Here is a 25,276-nt window from a genome sequence, read left to right as displayed (position 1 = left end):
TTCGGATAAAGAGGCTCTTGGTCTTTTTTGATGCATTATTTCAAAAATGAAATATTCAAACGACAAATAATTACAAATGGATATTTTTATCATACTCAAGACCCATATAAGTAATTTCTATATCATATTTGTAAGTATTTAGAAGGAAAATGTGGTATTTTGATAGAATAATTTACCAAGGGTCAATCTTCTTGCAGATAGGCGGTGAAATTGGAGTGTGTATTGCAGTACGCACAAACAGCAGGAACCCATCATTTGGTGACGTATTCACATTTAAAAGGAGGGGCAAAGCCTTGAGTAAACGATTGTTATCCACGTTATTAAGTGTTCTGATGGTCTTTTCCATTATTCTCCCCGCGGCTGGAGCCGCTCCCGCAGATTCAGTTATTCAGCTTGACAACTTACCCAGTACAGCCGAAGCCAAACAATGGAGAGAGATTCTTGCAGGACGGGAAGCAAAACTTGCCGCAGATCCATTTTTGGATAAAAGCTTGGAAGGTCTGGGTGGCGAGAACACCCGAGTGATCGTTGAGCTTTCCAATAAACCTGTTGCAGTAGCGCAAGGTGAATCAACCCTCTCCGGAAAATCTTTTACCTCCTCTATGGAAACAAAGGCTGTGACTCAAGTTGAGCAACAACAACAGTCATTTGTACATAGCCTCACTCAGAAGAAAATCAAACATGAAGTATTGGAAGAATATGCATATGCCCTGAATGGTGTAGCGATTGAGCTTAAAGGAAACCAGGTGGGACAATTGCTTCAAATACCTGGCGTGGTCAGCGTATATCCAGACCTTGAAGTTACAATAGCGCCCGAGACAGATGAAGTGAACCCGTACATGAAAGACACAGCTCCTTTTATTGGTGCACCTGAAGTATGGGATCTGGGTTACAAAGGAAATGGCATTAAAGTCGGCGTCATTGATACTGGGATTGACTATGAACATCCTAATTTGCAGGAAGCTTACAAAGGCGGATGGGACTTTGTTGGAAACGACAATGATCCGTATGAAACAACATATCAAGAATGGAAAGGATCGGGCGAGCCTGAGCTTAACGAGCTTGGAAGCCCCTATTACACATCTCACGGTACGCACGTAGCGGGTACCGTTGCTGCTCGCGAGGCGGGGGACTACGGTATTGTTGGTGTTGCTCCTGAAGCAGATATCTATGCTTACCGTGTACTTGGACCGTATGGTAGTGGTCAAACCTCATGGGTACTCGGCGGAATTGATCGTTCTGTTCAAGATGGCATGGACGTAATCAATCTCTCGTTGGGTAACGCCGCCAACGACCCAAGTTATATTACTTCAGTTGCCCTGAACAATGCGATGTTGTCTGGTGTGACAGCGGTTGTAGCAAGTGGTAACAGTGGACCTAACCGTTATACACTCGGTTCTCCGGGTGCGTCTGCAATGGCCATTACGGTAGGTAACTCTACAGGACCTAGCCAGCTGATTACAGCCGATACTCACTTCTGGATTGGTGAGGAAGGCGAAGAGGCACAACCTGAACAACAACCGGTGCCAGAGGTTGAACAATCTCCTGAACTGGGGACGGCACCTGGAACAGAAGCACCAGAAGTTTCAGAGCAAGGTGTACCTGCAACTGCTGATGAGGAAAGTGCAGCGGCTGTGGAGGACACAGTTTCTAACGAAGCTGAAGTTCCGAATGTAGAAGAGGTTACAACAGAAGAAAATACTCCATCTGTATCACCTTCTGCACCTGTTGAAGCTTCTCCTGAAGTTGCCCCTGTGGAAGAAGAGTCTGTAATTGCTCCGACTGAAGCTCCACTGGCTATTACAGAGTCGGTTTACCGTCTGGATCTGATGGGATGGAGCCTTTCAGCGGACCCTGAAACTGTTTTGACAGGAAAATATGAGCTTGAATATGCAGCACTGGGTAAGCCAACTGATTTTGAAGGCAAGGATTTTACAGGTAAAGTGGCATTAATACAGCGTGGTGAACTCGCATTTGTAGAGAAAATCGCCAATGCTAAAGCAGCCGGAGCCTTGGCTGTTATTGTATATAACAACATTCCCGGTCCAATCGGTGTAAGTCTGGGAGATAACTTTGAACTCATTCCAACACTGAGCATGTCCAAGGAAGATGGAGATGTGATCAAGGCTGAGCTGGACGCAGGCCAAGCCGTTGAAGTGAGCTTTAGTGATTTTGAACGTTCCCAAACTCCGGGCGATGAAATGAGTTCATCCAGTTCACGTGGACCTGCAAAGGTAACGCTGGACATCAAACCGGATATTGTTGCACCAGGTACAAGCATTTTGTCTACCATTCCTGCGTACGGCAAGGATGAGCCAGACGCAGATTACGCACAAGCTTATGATCGTAAATCAGGTACAAGTATGGCTACACCTCATGTAGCAGGTTTGATTGCGTTGCTGATCGAGAAGCATCCGGAATGGACACCATTTGATATCAAAGTTGCACTGATGAACAATAGTAAAGTGCTGGATACAACCAAGTTTGATGTATTTGATCAAGGTGCTGGCCGTATTCAGGCTGTCAACACCATTGATCCTGCTGCTTTTGTCAAAGTGCTTGATGTGACTCAATACACAGAAAGTGGCTCTGTTGTTGAAAAGGAGAATATCACCGGAAGTATCAACTACGGTAATTTCTTAAGTACAGATGAAAAGACGATTACCAAAACGATTAAAGTTGAAGCGCTGAATGGTAGTGGCGGGGATTACACCGTAAATGTGAATCCAACTCGTAACGTCGCTGGTGTATCCGTTGCGGTAGACAAGAGTTCCTTCACACTGAATGGTGAGGAAGAACTTGCAGTAACAATCACCGTTCCAAGAGGGGTTACTGCGACTACAGAAGCACAAGGATACATTGAATTCTCAAACGGAACCAATACTTTTACTGTGCCATATGTTGCTCATTTCAACGTTACGTTGAGTGGGGTTAAATATATTGAAACCGTAAAAGGCACTGAAAAAAATCCATTCCACTATCCATTGAAGGCTGATGGTACGTTGGATACCCTTAATGTAGCGATGGAATTCTATAATCCAATGACTTTTGCCCTGATTGAGATCTATGATGGTCTTAATCCGGAAGGTGGATATTATCAAGATGGTTATATCGGCTCCATCTTTGGTAACTATTTTAACTTCAATGCCAATGCAAGATACAACCTTGCTTGGGACGGCTCATATGCAGATTACACAACCGATGAAGTGACTGAGATTCCGGATGGTTTATATACCGTAGACATCACTACTATTGGTACGGACGGCAAAACCTATAAGGAAGACACTTCGCCATTTTTGGTGAAAAAGACAGCTCCGGCTGTAACTGCACCAGAAGCGTTGGAGTTCAAAGAGGATGAGTCTGCTGTCCTTAACGGTAGCGTGGAAGACTTGTACTTCCGTGTAGCTCCTGCGCTTGCCAGCGGATGGGACATCACGTTTGATCCGGCCGCTTCTCTGGAAGCAACGTATGTTGTGAAAAAAGAGGGTGGATCGGTTTATAAAGAAGGAGTCTTTGAAGTACAAGCTGATGGTACCTTCAACCTTCCTTTGGAGGGAATTGAAGCAGGCGAGTATGTTGTTGAACTTACGGTAAAAGACCAACAGGGGCTTTCGGGTACAGCCCATACGGCACTGAAATTGGAAGCCGTGGAGACTGAACCTGAAACTCCGGCAACTAAGGCCCCAGGTACGCCTGTATTGTCTCACAATAACTGGGTAGGCAACGGCTTACCAGAGGGCGCGTATATCGTTACAATGAACCTGTGGTGGGGCGAGAACGCAACTAGTTACAAGTTATATGAGGACGGGGTTTTGGTTGATACGCAGAAGCTGACTTACAACGCACCTTGGGCGCAGTTTGCTCAGACGAAGATCACGGGCAAAGCCAACGGCACGTATACGTACGTGGCTGAGCTGACTAACGACAAGGGAACAACGCGTAGTCAGACGTTGACTGTTCGGGTTACCAACGCAACGCCAGGCAAAGCGGTTCTTTCTCACGATAACTGGGATGGCGATGGCAATTATAAGGTGACCATGAACCTGTGGTGGGGGACCAACGCTACAGAGTATCGTCTCTATGAAAATGATAAGTTGATCGATACGCAAGAACTCCGTTCGGCTACACCTAATGCGCAAATTGCTGTGACTACACTGTCCGGGAAAACATCGGGCACGTATACGTATCGGGCAGAGTTAATTAACGCAGCCGGAGTTACCAGCACAGACACGATTAAGGTAAAAGTGAAGTAAGTTCATTCCTCATTGAAATTGATTAAAATGGATTCAATTAATGAAGGAATTGTTCTATGCATAAACGGCCTCCATCCTGATTTGCAGGATGGAGGCCGTTTTGTTTTTTTATAAATGAATTGTATGGCTAACCGATCATTCTATTTTTGCTGGCCTGAATCCCTGCGATTAACAAAGCGATGGCCAGAATGACCTGTATTAGCAACGGCAGAGTCCATCCTTTTGTCCAGTCATGAAGCATACCGAACAGTAAAGGTCCAATTGCCGCTAGCATATATCCGAAGGACTGGGCCATACCGGACAGGCTGGCAGCTTGTCTGGCATCTTTTGTGCGAAGGACGAAGAACATCGTTACCATTCCAAATGAAGCTCCAGCGCCTATTCCTGCCAACGTGACACCGATGGTAACGAGCGAAGCGATACCACTTAACAATAAAGCATACCCGACAATTAAAGAAGAGCACGTTATCGCGGTTAGAACACGCTGATCTCGCGTTCGGCCGGCGAGGATTGGAACGATAAAGGTAGCCGGTACACTAACCATCTGCATTAGGGATAGCATCCACCCTGCTGAGGTGGGGCTGAATCCTTGCTCAGCAAGAATTTCGGGAAGCCAGGTAATCGTTGTATAGAATATTAGAGATTGCAGACCCATAAATAAAGTAATGAACCAGGCCAGGGAAGAGGTCCGTAGACGTACAGGTGTCCCTTCACTCTGTGTGGCTATGAATAACATTCGCTGACGGCCTGCGGCGATCTGGGGGAGCCACAAGAGAAGCGCCAATATGGACAACAAGGCCCACATGCCTAACGAAGCACGCCAACCCATAGATGTGGCTCCTGCTACGGGCACACTCACACCTGAGGCGATGGCGCCAAATATGTTCATGGATACAGAGTATAATCCGGTGACGATACCTACCCGTAATGGAAAATCACGTTTGATCAAACTTGGCAAAAGCACGTTGCTTAATGCAATGCCGCACCCCAAAATTGCGGTTCCTGCATATAAAGAAAGAACGGAAGGCAACAAGCGTAAGGCCACCCCAATGGTTACGATCATAACAGCCAATAGCAGAGCAGATTCGAGTCCTAAACGTTTGGCAAGACGTGGTGCAAAAGGAGAGACTGCTGCAAAGGCGAGCAAAGGAAGTGAGGTCAGAAGCCCGACCATCGTATGGCCGATACCTGTATCTGAGCGGATCATCTCCACTACAGGTCCGGTTGCTGTAATCGGTGACCTCATGGTAGCGGCGATGACGATAATGCCTGCTAATAACAGGCCGAATCTTTTGGATGTCGAAGAATGTTCTTCCTCGGTATGGATTGATGAGTGTTGCTGTATTGAAGATGACATTGATAAAATCTCCTGTTTCCTAAGAAGTTAATATGTATGGATTGTTACATAATCCACTCCGTAAGCATAACATTCTATGTCAATATTGAGCAATGAAATGAAAAAACACCCAGTGGACAATGGGGGCCTTGACTAGCCTGTGAACTCTAACGAATCCACGAGGTCTTATAATGGGTAAAATCGCTATTTTCAGATTCTAACGAACCTCAGCGACGTTAATCAGGCTATGAAGCGCAAATAAGTGAGTTAATACCCCGGAATGGTGAAATAAGCTCTCTCAGATTCGTTAGAATTCCACAATGCTGAATTTGGAGCAAATAAAGTGTCCTATGTTCGTTAGAACATCGATACTTCAACGTGTTGCTTATAGAGTGATCAAATGCGGGCGCTCCAATACAGCGACATAGAGCATGTAACGAAGCGAATGCTCCAACGAACCGTTGGGGTTCTCATCCCTAGAACGCAAAAAAAGCTTCCCGAAGGAAGCTTCTTTTTATACGTCCCAGGAGGGATACTCTCCTTGCAGTCGAGACTGCGAAGTAGTGCTAACGAAGAGGATGCTCCGACGAACTGTTGGGGTTCTCATCCCCTGAACGCAAAAAAAGCTTCCCGAAGGAAGCTTCTTTTAATACGTCCCAGGAGGGATACTCTCCTTGCAGTCGAGACTGCGAAGTGGTGCTAACGAAGCGGATGCTCCGACGAACCGTTGGGATTCTCATCCCCAGAACGCAAAAAAACTTCCCGAAGGAAGTTTTCTTTTAATACGTCCCAGGAGGGATACTCTCCTTGCAGTCGAGACTGCGAAGTGGTGCTAACGAAGCGAATGCTCCGACGAACCATTGGGGTTCTCATCCCCTGAACGCAAAAAAAGCTTCCCGAAGGAAGCTTCTTTTTAATACGTCCCAGGAGGGATTCGAACCCCCGACCGACGCCTTAGAAGGGCGTTGCTCTATCCAGCTGAGCTACTGAGACATGAATTTTTTCAAGCAAAATTGATTTTATCATATGCATACAGGAATATCAAGCATTTTATTTTAAACTATTTTTCGTATATGATATTTGGCGGCAGTAACGTTTTTTTCATTATATTTAAGGTTATGTTAGAATATCAGGAGAACTCAGAAAATAGATCAACAATCGTTTTAATATATACATCTATTTATGTTGATTCCGACTGGAGATTCAGGATATAGAGGAGGTGCTCCCATTAAGGAATCCACGACCCCGGAAACCGAGCATAACAACAATATTGTGCTGTTTCCTAAGACGCTGGACTATTACCAGATTCAATTGACAGTTATGCTTGAAAATGAACGGTATGGTGAAGCGATGAAATTGCTTCACTTTTTGCTGCAATGTCAGGGCCAGGAAGAGCGCCACTATGATGAATGGCGGGCTCTGCTCGAATGGCTTCAGGCTGCGTTTCCTCAATATGAAGAAACCTCGCCTGCCATTCTTGAAGAACGAGAAGAGGAAGAAGAGATTAGTGAGGAAGACATGGCACGGCAGCATGCCCGAATGAAGCTTGAACAGGATGATGGTTATGCAGATAAGATGCTTCGCACAGTAATGGAGGAGCCGCTGTCTGAACAGACGATGCTGGCTTTGGAGCAGCTGGCCTATCTTGATCTACCGAAGATTGACGAGGCACTTACCAGTTGGTTAAAAGATAAGTCGCTTCACCCTCTGCTTCAATTTCGGGTGTTGCAAACCTTGCGTCGACGAGGTGTTCAAGGTATGATCCTGTTTACGAGAGGCGAAGAGCAGGTTGAAGTCGAGATCGACACCGTGCCTCTTAGACCAGAGGAATTCCCGCTCCAAATCGTTCAGATTCTGGAACGAGTGGCAGATCAGACGGAGGTTCATGAACCTACGCTCTTTTATTTTGCCCAGGAACTGTGGATACAATATGTCATGGCGGTGTATGGAACCCGTGATTATGTATCGATGCTGGAAGAAAATGATTCCATGACAGATATATGGGCAGCAGCTCTACATATGACCGTTGCAGACAGTCTGGGTGGTTCGCATGATGAGGAAAATACCCGCTCAATGTATGCTGTGACAGGCGCGATGCGCTTTCGACTGGAACAGGCTTATCGTTCTATGAAACAGTTTGTATCTGCCGGTTTGGATGGTTAATCGAGGCCGGAAACGTTTTCCTTAAACTGTATCAAGGGATTCCCCTTGAAAAAGAATCTAATCTTGTTTATACTAAAATGGTTATTTTGTACGTGATTGCCTACGTGAACATGTGAATTTTGGAGGGGAAAGTATACAATGAAAGCAACTTGGGAAAAGATAGAGAAGAACCTTGGGGTTCTTGAGGTTGAAGTGGATGCAGATCGTGTAACTGCAGCACTCGACAAAGCTTTTAATAAAGTGGTTAAACAAGCAAACGTACCTGGATTCCGTAAAGGTAAAGTACCACGTTCCATCTTCGAAGCACGTTTTGGTGTAGAGAGCCTTTATCAAGAAGCAATCGACATTTTGCTTCCTGAAGCTTATACAGAAGCAATCGACCAAACGGATATCTTCCCGGTTGATCGTCCTGACGTAGATGTTGAACAATTTGCTAAAGGACAAACATTCAAGTTCAAAGCAAAAGTAACTGTGAAACCAGAAGTTACTCTTGGTGAGTACAAAGGAATCGAAGTTGCTGTAGCAAAAGGTGAAGTAACTGAAGCAGAAGTGACTGAAGAACTTGAGCGTCTTCAACAACGTCACGCTGAACTCGTTGTAATCGACGAAGGTTCCGCTGCTAACGGCGACGTTGCAGTAATCGACTTCGACGGTTCCGTTGATGGTGTACCTTTCGAAGGTGGACAAGCTGAGCGTTATTCCCTGGAACTGGGTTCCAACACATTCATTCCTGGATTTGAAGAACAAGTTGTGGGTCTGTCCACAGGTGACTTCAAAGACGTAGAAGTGACTTTCCCAGAGAGCTACCATGCAGCAGAACTTGCTGGCAAACAAGCGGTATTCAAAGTGAAAATTCACGAAATCAAACGCAAACAACTTCCTGCATTGGATGATGAGTTTGCTAAAGATGTTAGTGAATTCGACACACTTGAAGAGTACAAAGCTGATCTGAAAACACAATTGGAATCCCGTAAAGCTGACGAAGCCAAAGCTGCTCAAGAAAATGCAGTTGTAGAAAAAGTGGCTGAGAACGCTGAAGTGGACATTCCTTCTGCAATGGTAGAGAGCGAAGTACAAAACATGATGCGTGATTTCGACAACCGTCTGCGCAACCAAGGTATGAACCTTGAAATGTTCCTGAGCTTCTCTGGCCAGACTCAAGCTGACCTGAGAGGGCAAATGCAAGAAGATGCTTCCAAACGTGTTCGCAACAACCTGGTGCTTGAAGCTGTAGGTAAAGCGGAAAACATTGAAGTATCTGACGAAGAAGTGAATCAAGAACTCGAGAAAATGGCTGAATCTTACAAGCGTCCTGCTGATGAGATCCGTGGCATCCTCGAAGGTAATGGTTCCCTGGACAGCCTTCGCGATGAAGTTAAACTGCGTAAAACGATTGACGTTCTTGTTGAGAACAGCACAGTTGTTGAACCAGTTGAAGCTCCAGCTGAAGAAGTTGTTGCAGAAGCTGACGAAAAATAAGACAAGCTGTTATCAACTTGTCAGTTGAATAAACGATAAGGCACGTGAATTATTGCGTGCCTTATTTTTAAATTATGACATCCATTTTATAGAAAATGAAGTAATTATATGGATGAACACTAATTTTATTGATCCGCGTACACTTTTTACATACCTATGTACTTCATGCAAATAAAAAACGGCAAGACGGCATAGGATGGCTTCAATTTGCACATACATAGAAAACATGGTTAAATATGATCAGGCTAAAAAAGTAAACAAATTGATGTCTCACCCCTCTTGTGAAAAATGACATTGTCACAGGAAAGTGTTAGAATGAATTTGGGTTTGCTTTACAGGTGGCCTATGTCTAATTACATGTAGAAAAGAGGTTGGTCTCATGAGTCTGGTGCCAATGGTTATAGAACAAACCAATCGAGGCGAGCGGTCTTACGATATATATTCACGTTTGCTGAAAGATCGCATTATCTTTCTAACCAGTGCGATTGATGACGATGTAGCCAATCTTGTCATAGCACAGCTTTTGTTTTTGGCAGCCGACGATCCTGAGAAGGATATCAGCTTGTACATTAACTCACCTGGTGGTTCTGTCACCGCAGGGATGGGTATATACGATACGATGCAATTTATCAAGCCGGATGTATCTACCATTTGCGTAGGGATGGCAGCAAGCATGGGCTCGTTATTGCTGACAGCCGGTGCACCTGGCAAGAGATATGCGCTGACAAACAGCGAAGTAATGATTCATCAGCCGCTTGGCGGCATTCAAGGACAGGCTGCGGATATTAAGATACACGCAGAATGGATTATTAAAACACGTCAGAAACTGAATCAAATATACGTCGATCGTACGGGTCAGCCTCTTGAGAAAATTGAGCGGGATACCGACCGTGACTTCTTCATGAGCGCTGAAGAAGCTAAGACGTACGGCATTATTGACCAGGTGCTCAGTAGACCGATCAATTCCTAAAGGGGTGGTTTCATGTTTAAATTTAACGATGAGAAAGGGCAATTGAAATGCTCTTTTTGCGGTAAATCTCAGGAGCAGGTACGCAAGTTGGTCGCTGGACCAGGCGTGTACATCTGTGATGAATGTATCGAACTTTGCACCGAAATCGTTGAGGAAGAACTTGGTCATGATGAAGAAGTAGACCTGAAAGATATTCCGAAACCAAAAGAAATTCGTAATATTCTGGATCAATATGTTATTGGGCAGGAACAAGCGAAAAAATCATTGTCTGTTGCGGTGTATAATCACTACAAACGGATCAACACACAAAGCAAAATTGAAGACGTTGAATTGTCAAAGAGTAACATTTTGCTGTTAGGACCAACAGGTTCTGGTAAAACGTTGCTTGCGCAAACGATGGCAAAAATTTTGAACGTTCCTTTTGCTATTGCGGATGCTACGTCATTAACAGAAGCGGGTTATGTAGGTGAGGATGTAGAGAACATCCTGCTCAAGCTGATTCAAGCTGCTGATTATGATGTGGAAAAAGCAGAGCGTGGCATTATTTATATCGATGAGATTGATAAAGTAGCGCGTAAATCCGAAAACCCATCCATTACTCGTGATGTATCGGGCGAAGGTGTGCAACAGGCTCTCTTGAAAATTCTTGAAGGAACTGTGGCTTCTGTACCACCACAAGGTGGTCGTAAACACCCTCATCAAGAATTCATTCAGATCGATACAACAAACATCCTGTTCATTTGCGGCGGTGCCTTTGATGGTCTAGAGCAAATGATCAAACGCCGGATCGGTAAAAAAGTCATTGGCTTTAATACCGTTTCTGAGCAAAAAGATCTGAAACCAGGTGAATACCTGGGTATGGTATTGCCGGAAGATTTGCTGAAATTTGGTCTGATTCCGGAATTTGTAGGCCGTCTGCCAGTCATCTCCACTTTGGAGCCGTTGGATGAAGATACGCTGGTACGGATTCTTTCCGAACCAAAAAACGCGCTTACCAAACAGTACCAAAAACTGCTTGAACTGGATAATGTGAATCTGGTCTTTGAACCAGCTGCATTGCTTGCGATTGCAAAAGAAGCAATTAAACGTAACACAGGTGCACGTGGATTACGTGCCATCATTGAAGGTATCATGCTGGAAATCATGTATGAAGTGCCTTCACGTGAAGATGTTACGAACTGTGTCATTACCGAGGAAGTTGTTGAGAAAAGAGTCGTGCCTGAACTAAGCCAATCGAAGGACGATAAGCAGGAAGAGAGCGCCTGATATAGGCCTCAATCCCGTTGAACTCTGAAATATAGACTTGTCAGTTCTCCACTTTGGCAGAAGGCGAATTCATGTCTCTGTCAGGGTGGAGCTTTGACGTTGTGGGGAGAGAAATCACTCATGTATTTAAGACAGGATACACGTCCCGTGAAAGTGGGAAACGTAACGATCGGTGGCAGTAACGAAGTCATTATCCAAAGTATGTGTACAACCAAAACAGCAGACGTTGAAGCAACGGTTGCAGAGATTCTGCGGCTGGAAGAAGCGGGTTGTCAAGTGGTACGTGTAACGGTGAATAATGAGGAAGCTGCCGCAGCCATCAAGGAAATCAAAAAACGCATTAATATACCGCTCGTAGCGGACATTCATTTCAACTATAAGCTGGCTTTACTTGCGATTGAGAACGGCATTGATAAAGTTCGGATTAATCCAGGTAACATCGGTAAACGTGCTAAAGTGGAAGAAGTGGTTAAGGCTTGTAAAGACCGCGGTATTCCGATTCGGATTGGAGTAAATGCGGGGTCTTTGGAAAACCATCTCCTTGAGAAGTATGGGTATCCTACGGCAGATGCTATGGTAGAAAGTGCATTGTATCACATTGGTATTTTGGAAGAGCTTGATTTCCATGATATCATCGTGTCTCTCAAAGCATCGGATGTGCCGATGGCAATTGAGGCGTATACCAAAGCAGCTCAAATCATTCCGTATCCGTTGCATCTCGGGATTACCGAAGCGGGTACATTGTTCTCCGGTACGATCAAAAGCTCCGCAGGTATGGGAGCCTTATTGTCCATGGGTATTGGTTCTACGATGCGGATCTCACTGAGTGCGGACCCGGTAGAAGAAATCAAGGTTGCTCGTGATCTGCTCAAAACATTTGGACTGATTACAAATGCAGCTACATTGATCTCCTGCCCAACGTGTGGACGTTTGGATATCGACCTGTTCTCCATTGCCAACGAAGTGGAAGAGTATATCTCCAAACTGAAGGTGCCGATTAAAGTATCGGTGTTGGGTTGTGCGGTTAATGGTCCAGGTGAGGCCAAAGAAGCGGATATCGGCATAGCCGGTGCTCGTGGAGAAGGTCTCTTGTTCCGTCATGGTAAGATGATTCGTAAAGTGCCTGAAGAAATCATGGTTGAGGAATTAAAAAAAGAGATCGACAAAATCGTCGAAGCCTACGAAGAGACAGGTGTTATTCCTGGTCGTTCGCACTGATTGATTCATATCTTGTTATAACAAAAGCTCGCCAGCGATGGCGGGCTTTTTATTTTCTCGCATACAAATTCCGTATCGCCCGTTTACGTCGCGTTGAAAAGGCTATACTACCAAGTATTAGCATGATCTCATATGAGAATAGCGACAAAATAGGAGGATGTGAAGACATGGAATTTGGTATGGTCATCATGTTGATTCAGTTATTTTTTGGAGTGGTGATTGGTTTGTATTTCTGGAACCTGCTGCGTGGCCAGAAAACAAACCGCAGTGCCGTTGAGCGTGAATCTCGCAAGGAACTGGAGAAGCTGCGCAAGCTGCGTTCGATCTCACTCACCAAGCCGCTGTCGGAGAAGACGCGTCCAGCTACCATTAACGATATTGTTGGGCAAAAAGACGGGCTGCGTGCCCTTAAAGCTGCTTTGTGCAGTGCTAATCCGCAACATGTTATCATTTATGGCCCTCCCGGAGTTGGGAAGACAGCTGCGGCAAGGGTCGTTTTGGAAGAGGCTAAGAAGAATCCAACATCGCCTTTTAAGCCAGACGCGAAATTCACGGAGTTGGATGCAACAACAGCTCGTTTTGATGAGCGTGGTATTGCGGACCCCTTAATTGGTTCGGTCCACGATCCGATATATCAGGGAGCAGGAGCCATGGGTGTTGCAGGTATTCCCCAACCGAAACCGGGCGCTGTCACGAAAGCGCATGGGGGAATGCTTTTTATTGATGAGATTGGTGAATTACATTCGATTCAGATGAATAAGCTGTTGAAAGTGTTGGAGGATCGCAAGGTGTTTTTGGAGAGTGCGTACTATAACTCGGAAGACACGCATACTCCTGCTTATATCCACGATATTTTTCAAAATGGCCTGCCGGCCGATTTCCGCCTTGTTGGAGCCACGACACGTTCGCCTCATGAACTGCCACCAGCTCTGCGTTCCCGCTGCATGGAAGTTTATTTCCGTCCTTTGTTGCCTGAGGAGATTGGGCGAATTGCAGAGGATGCTGTTCAGAAAATAGGGTTCAGTCCATGTCCGGATGCCGTTGATGTGGTCAAGCGATATGCAACCAATGGACGTGAAGCGGTCAATATCATCCAGCTGGCTGCTGGACTTGCGCTGACAGAGAAGCGTGAGACGCTTCAGGCGTCTGATGTGGAGTGGGTGGCGGGTAGCAGTCAGATTCAGCCACGGCCTGATCGGAAGGTCCCTACACAGCCGCAGGTGGGTTTTGTTAACGGCTTGGCGGTATACGGACCGAATATGGGAACCATTTTGGAGATCGAAGTGTCTGCTGTTCCGGCTCTTAAAGATCAAGGCCGAATCAACATAACAGGCGTTGTGGATGAAGAAGAGATTGGAGGCGGTTCGCGTACACTCCGGCGAAAAAGTATGGCCAAAGGCTCGGTTGAAAATGTGTTAACCGTATTAAAAGCCATGGGTATTCGTCCGAATGATTACGATTTACACGTGAATTTCCCAGGTGGGACGCCTATTGATGGTCCATCCGCCGGGATCGCCATGGCGACTGCCATTACATCAGCCATTCAGAGGCGTCCTGTGGATCATGAGACAGCGATGACTGGCGAGATCAGTATTCATGGTCGGGTTAAGCCTATCGGTGGCGTGCTGGCCAAGGTGGAGGCTGCCTTTCAGGCAGGAGCGAAGACCGTTATTATTCCCGCGGAGAACTGGCAGTCCATTTTTGAGAATCTGGATGGCTTGCGCGTTATCCCGGTAGATACGGTACAGGACGTATTCCGTGAAGTGTTCGCCTGGGTTCCGGAATCACAACAGATGGAACAAACGAAGCTTGCAGAGGAGACAGTTGCACCTGCACCGGAGATTTTTCCGCCGGCATCCGCTTCCTATTTGCGTGCGGACGTGCCTCGTCCAGGACAGGTTACAGATTCGGGAAGCTGCTAAGCGCTTCCCTTCATTGGTTTTTTATGTGAACATTTGATAGAATAATGAATGACTACAACCTGAGAGCCATTGGAGGTGCGAAAGCGATGGGACCGAGCAAAGCGAAAGGTCGTCGTTTTCCTTTACTGCCTTTAAGAGGACTTCTCGTCTACCCGAGTATGGTACTGCATCTCGATGTGGGCCGGGAGAAATCGGTCAAGGCTTTAGAAAAAGCGATGGTAGAAGAACATCTGATTCTCCTATGTTCCCAAGCCGAAGTAAATATTGAAGAACCAACACAAGAGGACATTTTCAGAATCGGAACCGTGGCCAAGGTCAGACAGATGCTGAAGCTTCCGAACGGTACGATTCGTGTACTCGTTGAAGGCTTGGAACGGGCTGAAATTATTGAATATACGGACAACGAGGAATATTATGAAGTACTGGCTAAAGAGCTGCCTGAAGAGGAGAATACCCATCCGGAGACGGATGCCTTGATGCGTACCGTTCTGAACCAGTTCGAGAACTATATTAATCTGTCCAAAAAAGTGACACCAGAGACACTCGCAGCGGTGTCTGACATCGAAGAACCAGGGCGTCTGGCCGATGTCATCACGAGTCACCTGTCCTTGAAGATCAAGGATAAACAGGAAATTCTGGAGACCATCGACGTTCGGGAACGTCTGGAGAAATTGCTGGATATCCTGAACAATGAGCGCGAAGTGCTGGAGCTTGAACGCAAGATCAGCCAACGTGTGAAGAAACAGATGGAGAAAACGCAGAAGGAATATTATTTGCGCGAGCAGATGAAAGCGATCCAGAAAGAACTGGGTGAAAAAGAAGGCCGTGCGGGTGAGGTCGAGGAACTTCGCACTCAGATGGAAGAACTCGGCTTGCCGGAGAAGGTGAAAGAAAAGGTCGAGAAAGAAATTGATCGACTGGAGAAAATGCCTGCAAGTTCAGCCGAGGGCGGAGTCATTCGCAACTACGTGGATTGGCTGCTTGGCCTTCCTTGGAGTCAGATGACAGCGGATGATCTGGATATCCAAAAAGCCGAGGATGTGCTCAATGCAGATCATTACGGACTGGAAAAGCCCAAAGAACGTGTGCTGGAGTATCTGGCTGTCCAGAAGCTCGTCAAGAAGCTCAAAGGGCCAATTCTCTGTCTGGTTGGACCTCCAGGGGTCGGTAAAACATCACTTGCTCGTTCGATCGCCAGATCGCTGGGTCGGGAGTTTGTAAGAATATCTCTTGGCGGCGTGCGGGATGAGGCTGAGATTCGTGGTCACCGACGTACCTATGTCGGCGCCATGCCTGGACGTATCATCCAGGGGATGAAAACGGCAGGGTCACTTAATCCGGTATTCCTGCTGGACGAGATTGATAAGATGGCTTCAGACTTCCGCGGAGATCCTTCCGCAGCGTTACTTGAGGTACTTGATCCGGAACAAAATAATACGTTTAGTGATCATTTTGTAGAATTGCCGTTTGACTTATCCAACGTTATGTTTATAACAACTGCCAACACGGTACACAATATTCCGCGTCCATTGCTGGATCGGATGGAAATGCTCAACATCCCTGGTTATACGGAACTGGAGAAGCAACAAATCGCGAAAAACTATTTGTTGCCCAAACAGAAGCAGGACCATGGTTTGGAAGAAGAGCAATTGGAAATCCCGGATGACGCGTTGTTGCGTGTAATTCGTGAATATACACGGGAGTCAGGTGTGCGTAATCTGGAACAGCAGATGGCTTCGTTGTGCCGGAAAGCTGCCAAGAACATCGTATCGGGTGTGGAAGGTCAGATTAACATCTCATCCGATGAGATCAAAGACTACCTTGGACCTGGCAAGTTCCGTTATGGTATGGCCGAACTGGAAGATCAGATTGGTACCGTAACGGGTCTGGCGTGGACTGAAGTGGGTGGAGATACCCTTATCATTGAAGTGACTGTTGTGCCTGGAACAGGTAAATTGACTCTCACAGGTAAACTGGGAGATGTCATGAAGGAATCGGCACAAGCCGCATTCAGTTACACTCGTTCCAAAGCTACACAGCTTGGAATTTCGCCTGACTTCCATGAGAAGAACGATATCCATATCCACGTTCCGGAAGGAGCGATTCCGAAGGATGGTCCATCTGCCGGGATTACGATGGCAACAGCGTTAATCTCAGCCTTGACGAACAAACATGTGTCCAAGGATATCGCGATGACTGGTGAAATAACACTGCGTGGACGTGTGCTGCCGATTGGTGGTCTGAAAGAGAAATCACTGGCAGCTCATCGTGCCGGCTATAAAAAAATATTATTGCCTAAGGATAACGAACGGGACCTGCGTGACATTCCAGACAGCATCAAGGAAGATGTGGAGTTTGTCCCTGTAGCCCATATGGATCAGGTATTGCAGCATGCACTTGTTGAGCAGACAGGAATTCACCTGTAATCCGCGTATCCGAAAGGTTCGTATGAAGAGTAGACCGTTCTGCGGAGGCTTCGGCGTCCGCTGGAACGGTTTTTTTGGTATGATAGAACAATCCATGGCATAATACCTTCAACAGGTGATGCATAGCACAGGCGTTCAAGAGAGGAAAGATACAATATGAAAGTAAATCAATCTGAATTTATTATCAGTGCCGTTCGGCCTGAACAATACCCCGAGGACGGTCTGCCAGAGATTGCTTTGGCGGGACGCTCCAATGTGGGGAAATCTTCCTTGATCAACCGTTTGATCAATCGTAAAAATTTGGCTCGGACTAGCTCAACACCGGGTAAGACACAGCAACTCAACTATTATAAAATTAATCAGGATCTCTACTTCGTCGATTTCCCGGGATATGGTTACGCCAAAGTTTCCAAAGAGCAGCGTTTTGCCTGGGGCAAAATGATGGAGAAATATTTGTTGGGACGCGAGGAATTGAAATTGGTCATGCAGATGGTTGATATGAGACATGAACCGTCCAAGGAGGACAAGATGATGAACGAATGGCTTCGTCATAATGGACTGCCTTTGGTTGTTGTAGCAACCAAGATGGACAAGATTCCAAAAACCCGCAGAGCCAAATATATCAAAGTCATTAAAGAATCACTGGGTCTTCGTTCAGGGGATTTGTTTGTGCCGTTTTCATCCGAAGAGGGATTGGGGAAAGAAGAGTTATGGGACATCATTACCCGCCATGCCCGCATAGATAAGTATGCACCAGTGCTGGATGCAGAGGGTGCTTCTGATGAGGAAGAAACCAACGGATTAACGGATAACCGAGATAGTATACCGTTTTAGTGCAGGAAAGTGAGCATGCTAAATGAATCTTTGATGAGATCCAGATTAATCCGGTTTTTTAAGGAATTTCGTGAGAATTCATCATCTGGGTCTGGAGAAAAATAACGTTAGGGTAGTGTATAATGAGCATAGGTGCATATTGCCAACAGTACCAAAATTACCGGCCATGCCGGCCTGAAGAATTTTGAGATGACTGCTACATGTGCAGGAAGGCAAAACAATCGGGAAAGAATTGAGGGATTTGTATGGCTCAGCGGTTAGCCACAGAGTACGTTAAGGCCACTATGAAATTGTCAGAACCCCAGATGCATCAGTTTTTGCGCATGACAGAAGACGGCAGGCTTCATCACCGGGTTAAGGTGTTGGACAATGGTTGTCAGGAGGTTGTGCTGGGGGATGTAAGTGGAGAAGAAGTGCATTTCCCTTTTGACCGCATAGAAGGGTTTTATATCTGTGAATTATCTTGCCGCCTGGTGAATCTGCATCTGACCAACGTTGTCCGGAAGCTCTTTGTGACTTTTAAGGGTGACGGGGTCGTTCATCGGATCTATAAAGGGTTCACCATGACGTATGTTTATGCTCAAGGCACTGTCCGCAAAATTGTGGAGAAGACCGGGGAGAACACCCGAGTGATCTATGAATACAAAAATACGTTGCTTGAATTGCAACATCTGTTCCAGGCTAGAGATGTAGAACGCGAAATCAACCGTGTGTATGCCGAGATCGATTCACTACTGGACACTAGAAAAGATGCGACTGCTGATCAGCTCCATCAGATTGATGAGACCCTTGCTCGTCATCAAAAACGGTTGTTTGAGCTTGAAGCTTATTAACTTAAAATTGTATGTTTATAAACGTATATGTATATAATGAATTCCCTTGTATCTTCCGGGCAGTGGCACTCGCCAATGTGGAGGTTGCAGGGGGATTTTTTGATGTGAGATGGAATATTCCGAATTGGAAATATTTATTTTACAATCTTCTGGAAAAGGGTTGATTTCACTCTGATTCAATGTTATTTTTAATCTCGTTGAAAACAATATAGGAACCAGGATTCACTCAGGACATTATATGTTGCGAGAGATTTTTCCCTCGGGAAGTGAATGACGTAGGTCCTAGCGGATGAAATTTTTCAAACATTTTATTCCTAGGAAGGGGGAACCGAAGGATGGAATATTCAACTTTCGGAAGACACGTTGCTGTTGATACTTGGGGTGTCGACTTTAATCTACTGAACAATGCAGAGTATCTGGAAGCCCAAATGGTTGAAGCAGCGGAGGCATGTGGCGCGACAGTGATGTCCGTACAGTCCAAGCAGTTTGATCCACAGGGAGCGACCGTACTTGTACTATTGTCTGAGAGCCATCTCTCCATTCATACGTATCCTGAGAGAGGTTTTGCAGCGATTGATTGTTACACTTGTGGGGAGACTGTAGATCCACAGCTTGCTATTGACTACCTGGTATCCGTATTAAAGCCTGAAAAAACGTATGCAAAGAAGTTGGTACGTGGTTTGGGCGAATTGCAAGTTGAAACACCAGACATGAACAACCAGATTGAACGGGTTTAAATAAAAAGTATATTGCATACACAATGTTCACATATCGGGATGGACACATAACCTCCCAAACTCTAATAGTCATGGAATAATTCCATGGCTATTTGTTTTAATATGCGTATCGTTATGAATATTCATAATCGACACTTTTTAACGCATAACGGTGAACTTTGGTGAGACACTACAATAAATGACAGTGCATATGATGATGAACATGGTGATTTCATAAACATTTCATAAAAATGACCCGGTCATGGCTATGATGTGTGATATAATTAACCTTGTCAATCATAAATGGATAGACATATGCAGTAAGCACTTTGATTGGAAATTTATTAGGCAGGTGAACTTGCAATGCACATCGTTGTCGTTGGTTTGAATTATCGCACGGCGCCTGTAGAGGTTAGGGAACGATTCACATTTGCAGAAAAGGATTTGTCTGAAGCGCTGCAGCAGCTCAAGCTGACCAAGAGTGTATTGGAAGGTGTAATCGTAGCCACATGTAACCGTACCGAGTTGTATGTTGTGGTGGACCGTCTTCACATGTGTGGTTATTTTATTCGAACATTCATGGAACAATGGTTTAACGTACCACGGGAAGAATTTACGCAACACTTATATATATATGAAGATGATCAAGCCATGCGCCATTTGTTCCGCGTCATCTGCGGACTAGATTCCATGGTCATTGGTGAGACTCAGATTCTTGGACAGGTGAAACAGGCTTTTCTTAAAGCGCAGGAAGAGAAATCAACAGGTACCTGGTTTAATATGCTGTTCAAACAGGCAGTTACGCTGGGCAAACGGGCACATTCGGAGACTTCCATCGGGGAGAGCGCCGTATCTGTTAGTTATGCTGCTGTTGAACTCGGTAAGAGGATTTTTGGCATGTTCACAGACAAGAAGGTGCTCATTTTGGGTGCCGGCAAGATGAGTGAACTAACCGTGAAACATCTCTATGCCAACGGGGCATCAGAGGTCATCGTGGCGAATCGTACGCTCGCAAGAGCTGAAGAATTGGCAGCCAAGTTCCGGGGTACACCTTGTACGATGGAACAGGCATTAGATCGACTGAATGAAGTTGATATTGTGATTAGTTCGACTGGAGCTGAACGTTATGTGATGGATGCAGCAGTGGTACGGGAGAGCATGAAGCGTCGTCAATCTCGTCCATTGTTCCTGATTGATATTGCGGTTCCACGCGATATTGATCCGGCGATTGGTGAATTATCCAACGTATTTCTCTATGATATTGATGATCTGGAAGGAATCGTGGAGAGCAACCTGGAGATGCGTAAGGTGGAAGCTGCCAAGATTGAGAGAATGATTGAGCTTGAGATGGAGGATTATTACCATTGGCTCAAAACGTTGGGTGTTCGTCCCGTTATTCGCGCTTTGCAGGAAAAAGGTGTCTCCATTCATGAAGAAACGATGGATAGCCTGTTTAATAAACTGCCTGAGCTCGATGAACATCAACGTAAAGTCATTCGTCGTTTGACCAAGAGTATTGTGAACCAAATGACGACAGATCCGATTAATCGGATTAAGGAAATGGCAGGCACGAAGCAAGGTGATGAAGCTCTGCGCATGTTCACTCAGATTTTCGCTCTGGAAGATGCAGTAGAGATGGCCGCTGAAAAAGTGAGTCAGAGTGATGCTACAGCTCTGGCGAAACCAGCCGCTCACCTTAACGAAAACCGGCAAGACCCCGTGCCGGCTTATGCTCCGGCAGGCGTATAAGGCGGGTGGGCAGCTTGACCCTTGCTGAACAAGTTTATGAAGCTCTAATCTATATGTATGCCCTGAGCCTACTGTTCTATTTCTCGGACTGCATTCGACGCAATGCGGGGGCGAAGCGGACAGGCACAGGGTTTCTTGTCGTTGTTTGGGGATTGCAGGTAACGCATGTCATATTGCGCATGTGGACTGAAGGCCATTTCCCCATCTATACCACCTTTGATTTTTTGTTTATATTTTCATTCAGTATTGTGCTGATGTCTCTTGTCATGACTCGCATCCAGCGTTCCGAATTTGTGATTTTGTTGCTGAATGTTGTAGGTTTTTCCGTTACGGTATTAAACCGACTGTGGTTTACGGCCGGAGAGATATCACTGCATAACTGGCAAACGGTACATGGATTACTCATTATGCATATTACCTTGGCGAATCTTGGTTTTGCGGCGTTAACCGTTGCTACGGTATTTGCCATGTTATATCTGTTCCTGCACCGTAAGTTGAAGAAAAAAAAGTGGAATGATACGATGCGACGGATGCCAAGCCTGGAAGTGATCGGCAAATACATGGATGGTGCTAATTTCATAGGTACACCGCTCCTTGGTGTTTCTGTGATGCTTGCCGTATTATCCATTGTGGCGGAAAGACGCTGGATTCTACTCTTGGATCTCAAAGTTATTGCGACAGGTCTTGCTATAGCCATCTATGTGGGGTACTTCGTATCCAAGAGAAGGAAACAGTTCTCTACAATTATCATGGCAAGATGGACACTGATTGGGTACGGATTTGTCATTATAAGTTTTTTATCCAATGCGTATTCAGCGTTTCATCGTTGGACGGGAGAGTGAAGGGGATGGACCGTTACACGCCGATATTTGTGAATACTTCAGGCAAGAAATGCTGCGTGGTTGGTGGTGGACGTGTTGCCGAACGTAAAATTAAGGGATTACTACATGCTGAGGCACAGATTACGGTCATTAGTCCGGAGCTTACTCCCATATTAAAACAACTGCATCATGAATCCCGAATTCAATGGATAGACCGGTCCTACCGCAATGGAGATTTGCGGGGGGCCTTTCTCGTATATGCAGCGACTGACCATTCAGAGGTCAATTCAACTGTGGTTCGGGATGCGGGGGCTGCGGGCATATTGGTGAATAACGCAATGTCTTCGGAGCACAGCAGCTTTATTACGCCAAGCGTGGTAAGGCGTGGGAGATTAAGCATAGCGATATCCACAGCAGGAGCGGGACCGGCAGCAGCAGCGGAGATACGTGCCACACTCGAACGACAGTTCGGTGATGAGTATGAGACGTACCTTGAGTTTTTGCACCAGATGAGGACTGAGGTGAAGTCACGCGTATCTTCTTCAAGTCTCAGAAGTACGTTGCTTCGGCAATTAACTGAAATGCACATATTAGAAGATATTCGTACAGGCCATTTTCGGTGGTGGACCGAAGAAGAAATCGGGGACTGGATATCCCGTAATCAGGAGGAAGTGTAGATATGCGTACAATTAAAGTTGGAAGTAGACAGAGCGCGCTTGCGCTAACCCAGACAGGTCATGTCATTCAGGATTTACGCGATATTTGTGAGCGGGAAGGATTAGCTTTTGACTTTGAAGTACATAAGATTGTTACCAAGGGAGATCTCATTCTGGATGTAACGTTGTCAAAAGTGGGCGGCAAAGGTTTGTTTGTCAAAGAGATTGAACAAGCGATGCTTGATCGTACCATTGATATGGCTGTGCATAGTATGAAGGATATGCCCTCCGAGTTACCCGAAGGATTAATCAATGGTGCTATTCCCCGTCGTGCAGATCCACGGGATGCGCTGATATCTAATGGTGGACTAACTCTGGATCAACTGCCAGAAGGAGCTAGAGTCGGAACAAGCAGTCTGCGCCGATCGAGTCAATTAAAGGCCTATCGTCCAGATTTGCAATTGGAATCGATTCGCGGCAATATTGATTCCCGTCTGCGGAAGCTGGAGACCGAAGGATTCGATGCGATTATTCTGGCAGCTGCAGGATTGTACCGTATGGGCTGGGAAGACCGGATCACAGAGTACCTGACGCAAACAGCTTGCCTTCCGGCAGTGGGTCAAGGCGCGCTTGGTATCGAATGTCGTGAAGACGATGAGGAACTGTTGCACTTGCTGCAGCTGTATAACGACCCCGAGACAGCATTTCCTGTACAGGCGGAACGCCGTTTTCTCAGTGTATTGAATGGGGGCTGCCAGGTTCCGATCGGTGCTCATGCGGTGTGGGTGCCTCAGCAAGATGCAGATTCCCTGAATGGTGAAAACACGTTACAATTAACAGGTATGGTCGGCACGCCGGATGGTGGGCTGATTCTTAAGGAAGCCATGATCGGCAAGGACCCGGTTCGTCTGGGAGAAGAAGTGGCTTGGAGATTGATCGAACGGGGAGCAGAGCAGATACTGGCAGAAGTTAGGGGATGAAGACATGGTGGGAAAGGTCTTTTTGGTAGGGGCAGGTCCTGGGGATGCAAAGCTGATTACGGTAAAAGGGTGGGAATCCATCGGGAAAGCCGATGCGGTAGTCTATGATCGTTTAGCAAGTCCGAGATTGTTGAAACAAATGAAACCCGGCGCAGTCAAGATTTACGTGGGCAAGCGCCCGGATCGGCATACGATGAAACAGGAAGAGATCAATCAACTGTTGGTTGATCTGGCTCTTGAAGGCAAGGTTGTGGTTCGGCTTAAGGGCGGCGATCCAACTATCTTTGGACGCGTGGGCGAAGAGGCGGGTTTGCTGCACAAAAACGGAATTCCGTTTGAGATTGTACCTGGGGTTACCGCTGCAATAAGTGTACCTGCGTATGCTGGAATTCCTGTGACTCACCGTGACTATGCATCTTCCATCTCTATTATTACGGGGCACGAGAGTCCGGACAAGCTTGATCGCAGTATCCATTGGGATAAAGTGACGAATGCAACGGGCACACTTGTATTTATGATGGGGGTTGCCAAAATTGGATATATCAGCGAACAATTGATTCGTCATGGTCGTCCAGCGCAAACACCGGTAGCTCTAATTCGTTGGGGAACACGAGCGGAACAGGATACCCTTACAGGTACCCTTGAGGATATAGAAGCGAAAGTGATCGCAGCCAATTTCCAACCACCAGCTGTTATTGTGGTGGGAGATGTTGTCAATCAGCGGGAACAATTGAAATGGGCAGAAGCGCTGCCGCTGTTTGGCAAACGAATTCTGGTAACCCGTGCTCGCAGTCAGGCGAGTGAACTGGTGAATCGCATTGAGGAACTCGGTGGCGAACCGTATGAGTTTCCGGTTATTGAGACGGTCATGCCATCCAGTGAATCTGCCAAGCAAAGTGTCAAAGACGCCTTCAGTGCTTTAAATACCTATGACTGGGTGTTTTTCACAAGTGTGAACGGCGTGGAGTTTTTCTTCCGCCATCTGGAACAGGAAGGCAAGGATATTCGCTCGATTCATCAAGCGAGAATTACTGCCGTAGGACCTTCCACAGCGGACGCTTTGCGCAAACATGGCATCGTAGCTGAAGTTGTCAAAGGTCCTTTCCAGGCCGAAGGCATGCTTGAGGCTTTTGAAAGCGAATTGAAGGAAGGTCAGAGAGTATTGCTTCCGCACGGTGATCTGGCACGTACGTGGTTACGTGATCAGTTGAGAGAACGAGGACTTCAGGTCACCGAAGCCATCACCTACGATACGATCCTTGCTGGTGAGGATGATGACGAACTGCTCAAGCTACTTGAAGAAGGTGGAATTCATGCGGTGACCTTTACAAGTTCATCGACGGTTACCAACTTCATGAGTATGTTGAAACGTATGGGGTTGCAAGATCCACTGCCTTTATTGAAAGATGTGGAGGTTGCGTGTATCGGGCCTGTTACAGCGAAGACGGCAGAAGCCGCTGGACTGAAGGTTACACTGATGGCAGAGGAAGCAACCATGGATAGCTTGATCACAGTGCTATGCGACTGGAAACGGACAGGCACCAAAGAAGGCGCTCTTCGAAATTAATACACATGTAACCATGTCAACATATGAAGCGTGCTGAATTCGATAGGATACCAGCGCGCTTCCCTTTTTGCTCTATTTAACTTTCAA

17 protein-coding genes and 1 tRNA gene are annotated in these 25,276 nt (G+C 46.2%); 16 read left to right on the top strand and 2 right to left on the bottom strand.

Going from position 1 to position 25,276, the window contains the following annotated elements; all coding sequences use genetic code 11:
- Positions 1 to 293: 293 nt before the first annotated feature.
- A complete protein-coding gene (locus EL84_RS07140; RefSeq protein ID WP_053061407.1) occupies positions 294 to 4,253 on the top strand; it encodes a S8 family serine peptidase in 3,960 nt (1,319 codons plus the stop codon).
- Between the two features lie 127 nt (positions 4,254 to 4,380).
- On the opposite strand, the gene EL84_RS07135 is transcribed toward EL84_RS07140, so the two are convergent.
- Positions 4,381 to 5,610 (bottom strand): CynX/NimT family MFS transporter, encoded by a 1,230-nt coding sequence (locus EL84_RS07135; protein ID WP_047841195.1) that lies wholly within the window; start codon positions 5,608 to 5,610, stop codon positions 4,381 to 4,383.
- Positions 5,611 to 6,508: 898 nt separating this feature from the next.
- Positions 6,509 to 6,582: transfer RNA gene (locus tag EL84_RS07130), tRNA-Arg, on the bottom strand.
- 234 nt (positions 6,583 to 6,816) lie between these two features.
- On the opposite strand from EL84_RS07130, the gene EL84_RS07125 reads away from it, so the two are divergent.
- The 15 genes from EL84_RS07125 to cobA all read left to right on the top strand — a co-directional run bounded on the left by EL84_RS07125 (position 6,817) and on the right by cobA (position 25,189).
- Positions 6,817 to 7,752, top strand: a complete 936-nt coding sequence (locus EL84_RS07125) for a hypothetical protein (protein WP_179086613.1) — start codon at positions 6,817 to 6,819, stop codon at positions 7,750 to 7,752.
- A gap of 138 nt (positions 7,753 to 7,890) precedes the next feature.
- Positions 7,891 to 9,231 (top strand): trigger factor, encoded by a 1,341-nt coding sequence (gene tig / locus EL84_RS07120; RefSeq protein WP_047841194.1) that lies wholly within the window; start codon positions 7,891 to 7,893, stop codon positions 9,229 to 9,231.
- Positions 9,232 to 9,610: 379 nt separating this feature from the next.
- A complete protein-coding gene (gene clpP / locus EL84_RS07115) occupies positions 9,611 to 10,201 on the top strand; it encodes an ATP-dependent Clp endopeptidase proteolytic subunit ClpP (RefSeq protein WP_036605886.1) in 591 nt (196 codons plus the stop codon).
- Between the two features lie 12 nt (positions 10,202 to 10,213).
- Positions 10,214 to 11,467 carry an ATP-dependent protease ATP-binding subunit ClpX gene (gene clpX, locus EL84_RS07110; RefSeq protein ID WP_036605887.1) on the top strand — a complete coding sequence of 418 codons (1,254 nt, stop codon included), beginning with the start codon at positions 10,214 to 10,216 and terminating at the stop codon, positions 11,465 to 11,467.
- A gap of 120 nt (positions 11,468 to 11,587) precedes the next feature.
- Positions 11,588 to 12,685, top strand: a complete 1,098-nt coding sequence (gene ispG, locus EL84_RS07105) for a flavodoxin-dependent (E)-4-hydroxy-3-methylbut-2-enyl-diphosphate synthase (protein WP_017692591.1) — start codon at positions 11,588 to 11,590, stop codon at positions 12,683 to 12,685.
- A 167-nt stretch (positions 12,686 to 12,852) separates the two neighbouring features.
- A complete protein-coding gene (gene lonB, locus EL84_RS07100) occupies positions 12,853 to 14,607 on the top strand; it encodes an ATP-dependent protease LonB (protein ID WP_036605888.1) in 1,755 nt (584 codons plus the stop codon).
- An 86-nt stretch (positions 14,608 to 14,693) separates the two neighbouring features.
- Positions 14,694 to 17,033, top strand: coding sequence for an endopeptidase La (lon, locus tag EL84_RS07095; RefSeq protein WP_047841193.1), 2,340 nt, complete (start codon positions 14,694 to 14,696; stop codon positions 17,031 to 17,033).
- 156 nt (positions 17,034 to 17,189) lie between these two features.
- Positions 17,190 to 17,867, top strand: coding sequence for a ribosome biogenesis GTP-binding protein YihA/YsxC (gene yihA / locus EL84_RS07090; RefSeq protein ID WP_047841192.1), 678 nt, complete (start codon positions 17,190 to 17,192; stop codon positions 17,865 to 17,867).
- A 245-nt stretch (positions 17,868 to 18,112) separates the two neighbouring features.
- Positions 18,113 to 18,700: a hypothetical protein gene (locus EL84_RS07085; RefSeq protein WP_036605891.1), complete on the top strand. Its 588-nt coding sequence runs from the start codon at positions 18,113 to 18,115 to the stop codon at positions 18,698 to 18,700.
- A 335-nt stretch (positions 18,701 to 19,035) separates the two neighbouring features.
- Positions 19,036 to 19,437 carry an adenosylmethionine decarboxylase gene (gene speD, locus EL84_RS07080; RefSeq protein WP_047841191.1) on the top strand — a complete coding sequence of 134 codons (402 nt, stop codon included), beginning with the start codon at positions 19,036 to 19,038 and terminating at the stop codon, positions 19,435 to 19,437.
- A gap of 342 nt (positions 19,438 to 19,779) precedes the next feature.
- On the top strand, positions 19,780 to 21,165 hold the full coding sequence (gene hemA, locus EL84_RS07075; RefSeq protein ID WP_036605893.1) for a glutamyl-tRNA reductase: 1,386 nt from the start codon (positions 19,780 to 19,782) through the stop codon (positions 21,163 to 21,165).
- A gap of 14 nt (positions 21,166 to 21,179) precedes the next feature.
- Positions 21,180 to 22,007 carry a cytochrome c biogenesis protein CcsA gene (gene ccsA, locus EL84_RS07070; RefSeq protein WP_036605894.1) on the top strand — a complete coding sequence of 276 codons (828 nt, stop codon included), beginning with the start codon at positions 21,180 to 21,182 and terminating at the stop codon, positions 22,005 to 22,007.
- Between the two features lie 5 nt (positions 22,008 to 22,012).
- The gene (locus tag EL84_RS07065) at positions 22,013 to 22,663 is read left to right on the top strand and encodes a bifunctional precorrin-2 dehydrogenase/sirohydrochlorin ferrochelatase (protein WP_047841190.1); all 651 of its coding nucleotides are present in this window, start codon (positions 22,013 to 22,015) and stop codon (positions 22,661 to 22,663) included.
- Positions 22,664 to 22,665: 2 nt separating this feature from the next.
- Positions 22,666 to 23,622: a hydroxymethylbilane synthase gene (hemC, locus tag EL84_RS07060; RefSeq protein WP_047841189.1), complete on the top strand. Its 957-nt coding sequence runs from the start codon at positions 22,666 to 22,668 to the stop codon at positions 23,620 to 23,622.
- Positions 23,623 to 23,626: 4 nt separating this feature from the next.
- The gene (gene cobA / locus EL84_RS07055; RefSeq protein ID WP_047841188.1) at positions 23,627 to 25,189 is read left to right on the top strand and encodes a uroporphyrinogen-III C-methyltransferase; all 1,563 of its coding nucleotides are present in this window, start codon (positions 23,627 to 23,629) and stop codon (positions 25,187 to 25,189) included.
- Positions 25,190 to 25,276 lie beyond the last annotated feature (87 nt).

It is taken from the genome of Paenibacillus sp. VT-400 (genome assembly GCF_001029205.1).
Taxonomy (GTDB): Bacteria; Bacillota; Bacilli; order Paenibacillales; family Paenibacillaceae; genus Paenibacillus; species Paenibacillus amylolyticus.
This window is presented reverse-complemented; position numbering and strand designations above follow the sequence as displayed.

Bases quoted from the DNA above. Each gene is read 5' to 3' on its own strand.
- EL84_RS07135 (WP_047841195.1), bottom strand. From the start codon at position 5,610: ATGTCATCTTCAATACAGCAACACTCATCAATCCATACCGAGGAAGAA.
- tig (WP_047841194.1), top strand. From the start codon at position 7,891: ATGAAAGCAACTTGGGAAAAGATAGAGAAGAACCTTGGGGTTCTTGAG.
- clpP (WP_036605886.1), top strand. From the start codon at position 9,611: ATGAGTCTGGTGCCAATGGTTATAGAACAAACCAATCGAGGCGAGCGG.
- clpX (WP_036605887.1), top strand. From the start codon at position 10,214: ATGTTTAAATTTAACGATGAGAAAGGGCAATTGAAATGCTCTTTTTGC.
- ispG (WP_017692591.1), top strand. From the start codon at position 11,588: ATGTATTTAAGACAGGATACACGTCCCGTGAAAGTGGGAAACGTAACG.
- lonB (WP_036605888.1), top strand. From the start codon at position 12,853: ATGGAATTTGGTATGGTCATCATGTTGATTCAGTTATTTTTTGGAGTG.
- lon (WP_047841193.1), top strand. From the start codon at position 14,694: ATGGGACCGAGCAAAGCGAAAGGTCGTCGTTTTCCTTTACTGCCTTTA.
- yihA (WP_047841192.1), top strand. From the start codon at position 17,190: ATGAAAGTAAATCAATCTGAATTTATTATCAGTGCCGTTCGGCCTGAA.
- EL84_RS07085 (WP_036605891.1), top strand. From the start codon at position 18,113: ATGGCTCAGCGGTTAGCCACAGAGTACGTTAAGGCCACTATGAAATTG.
- speD (WP_047841191.1), top strand. From the start codon at position 19,036: ATGGAATATTCAACTTTCGGAAGACACGTTGCTGTTGATACTTGGGGT.
- hemA (WP_036605893.1), top strand. From the start codon at position 19,780: ATGCACATCGTTGTCGTTGGTTTGAATTATCGCACGGCGCCTGTAGAG.
- EL84_RS07065 (WP_047841190.1), top strand. From the start codon at position 22,013: ATGGACCGTTACACGCCGATATTTGTGAATACTTCAGGCAAGAAATGC.
- hemC (WP_047841189.1), top strand. From the start codon at position 22,666: ATGCGTACAATTAAAGTTGGAAGTAGACAGAGCGCGCTTGCGCTAACC.
- cobA (WP_047841188.1), top strand. From the start codon at position 23,627: ATGGTGGGAAAGGTCTTTTTGGTAGGGGCAGGTCCTGGGGATGCAAAG.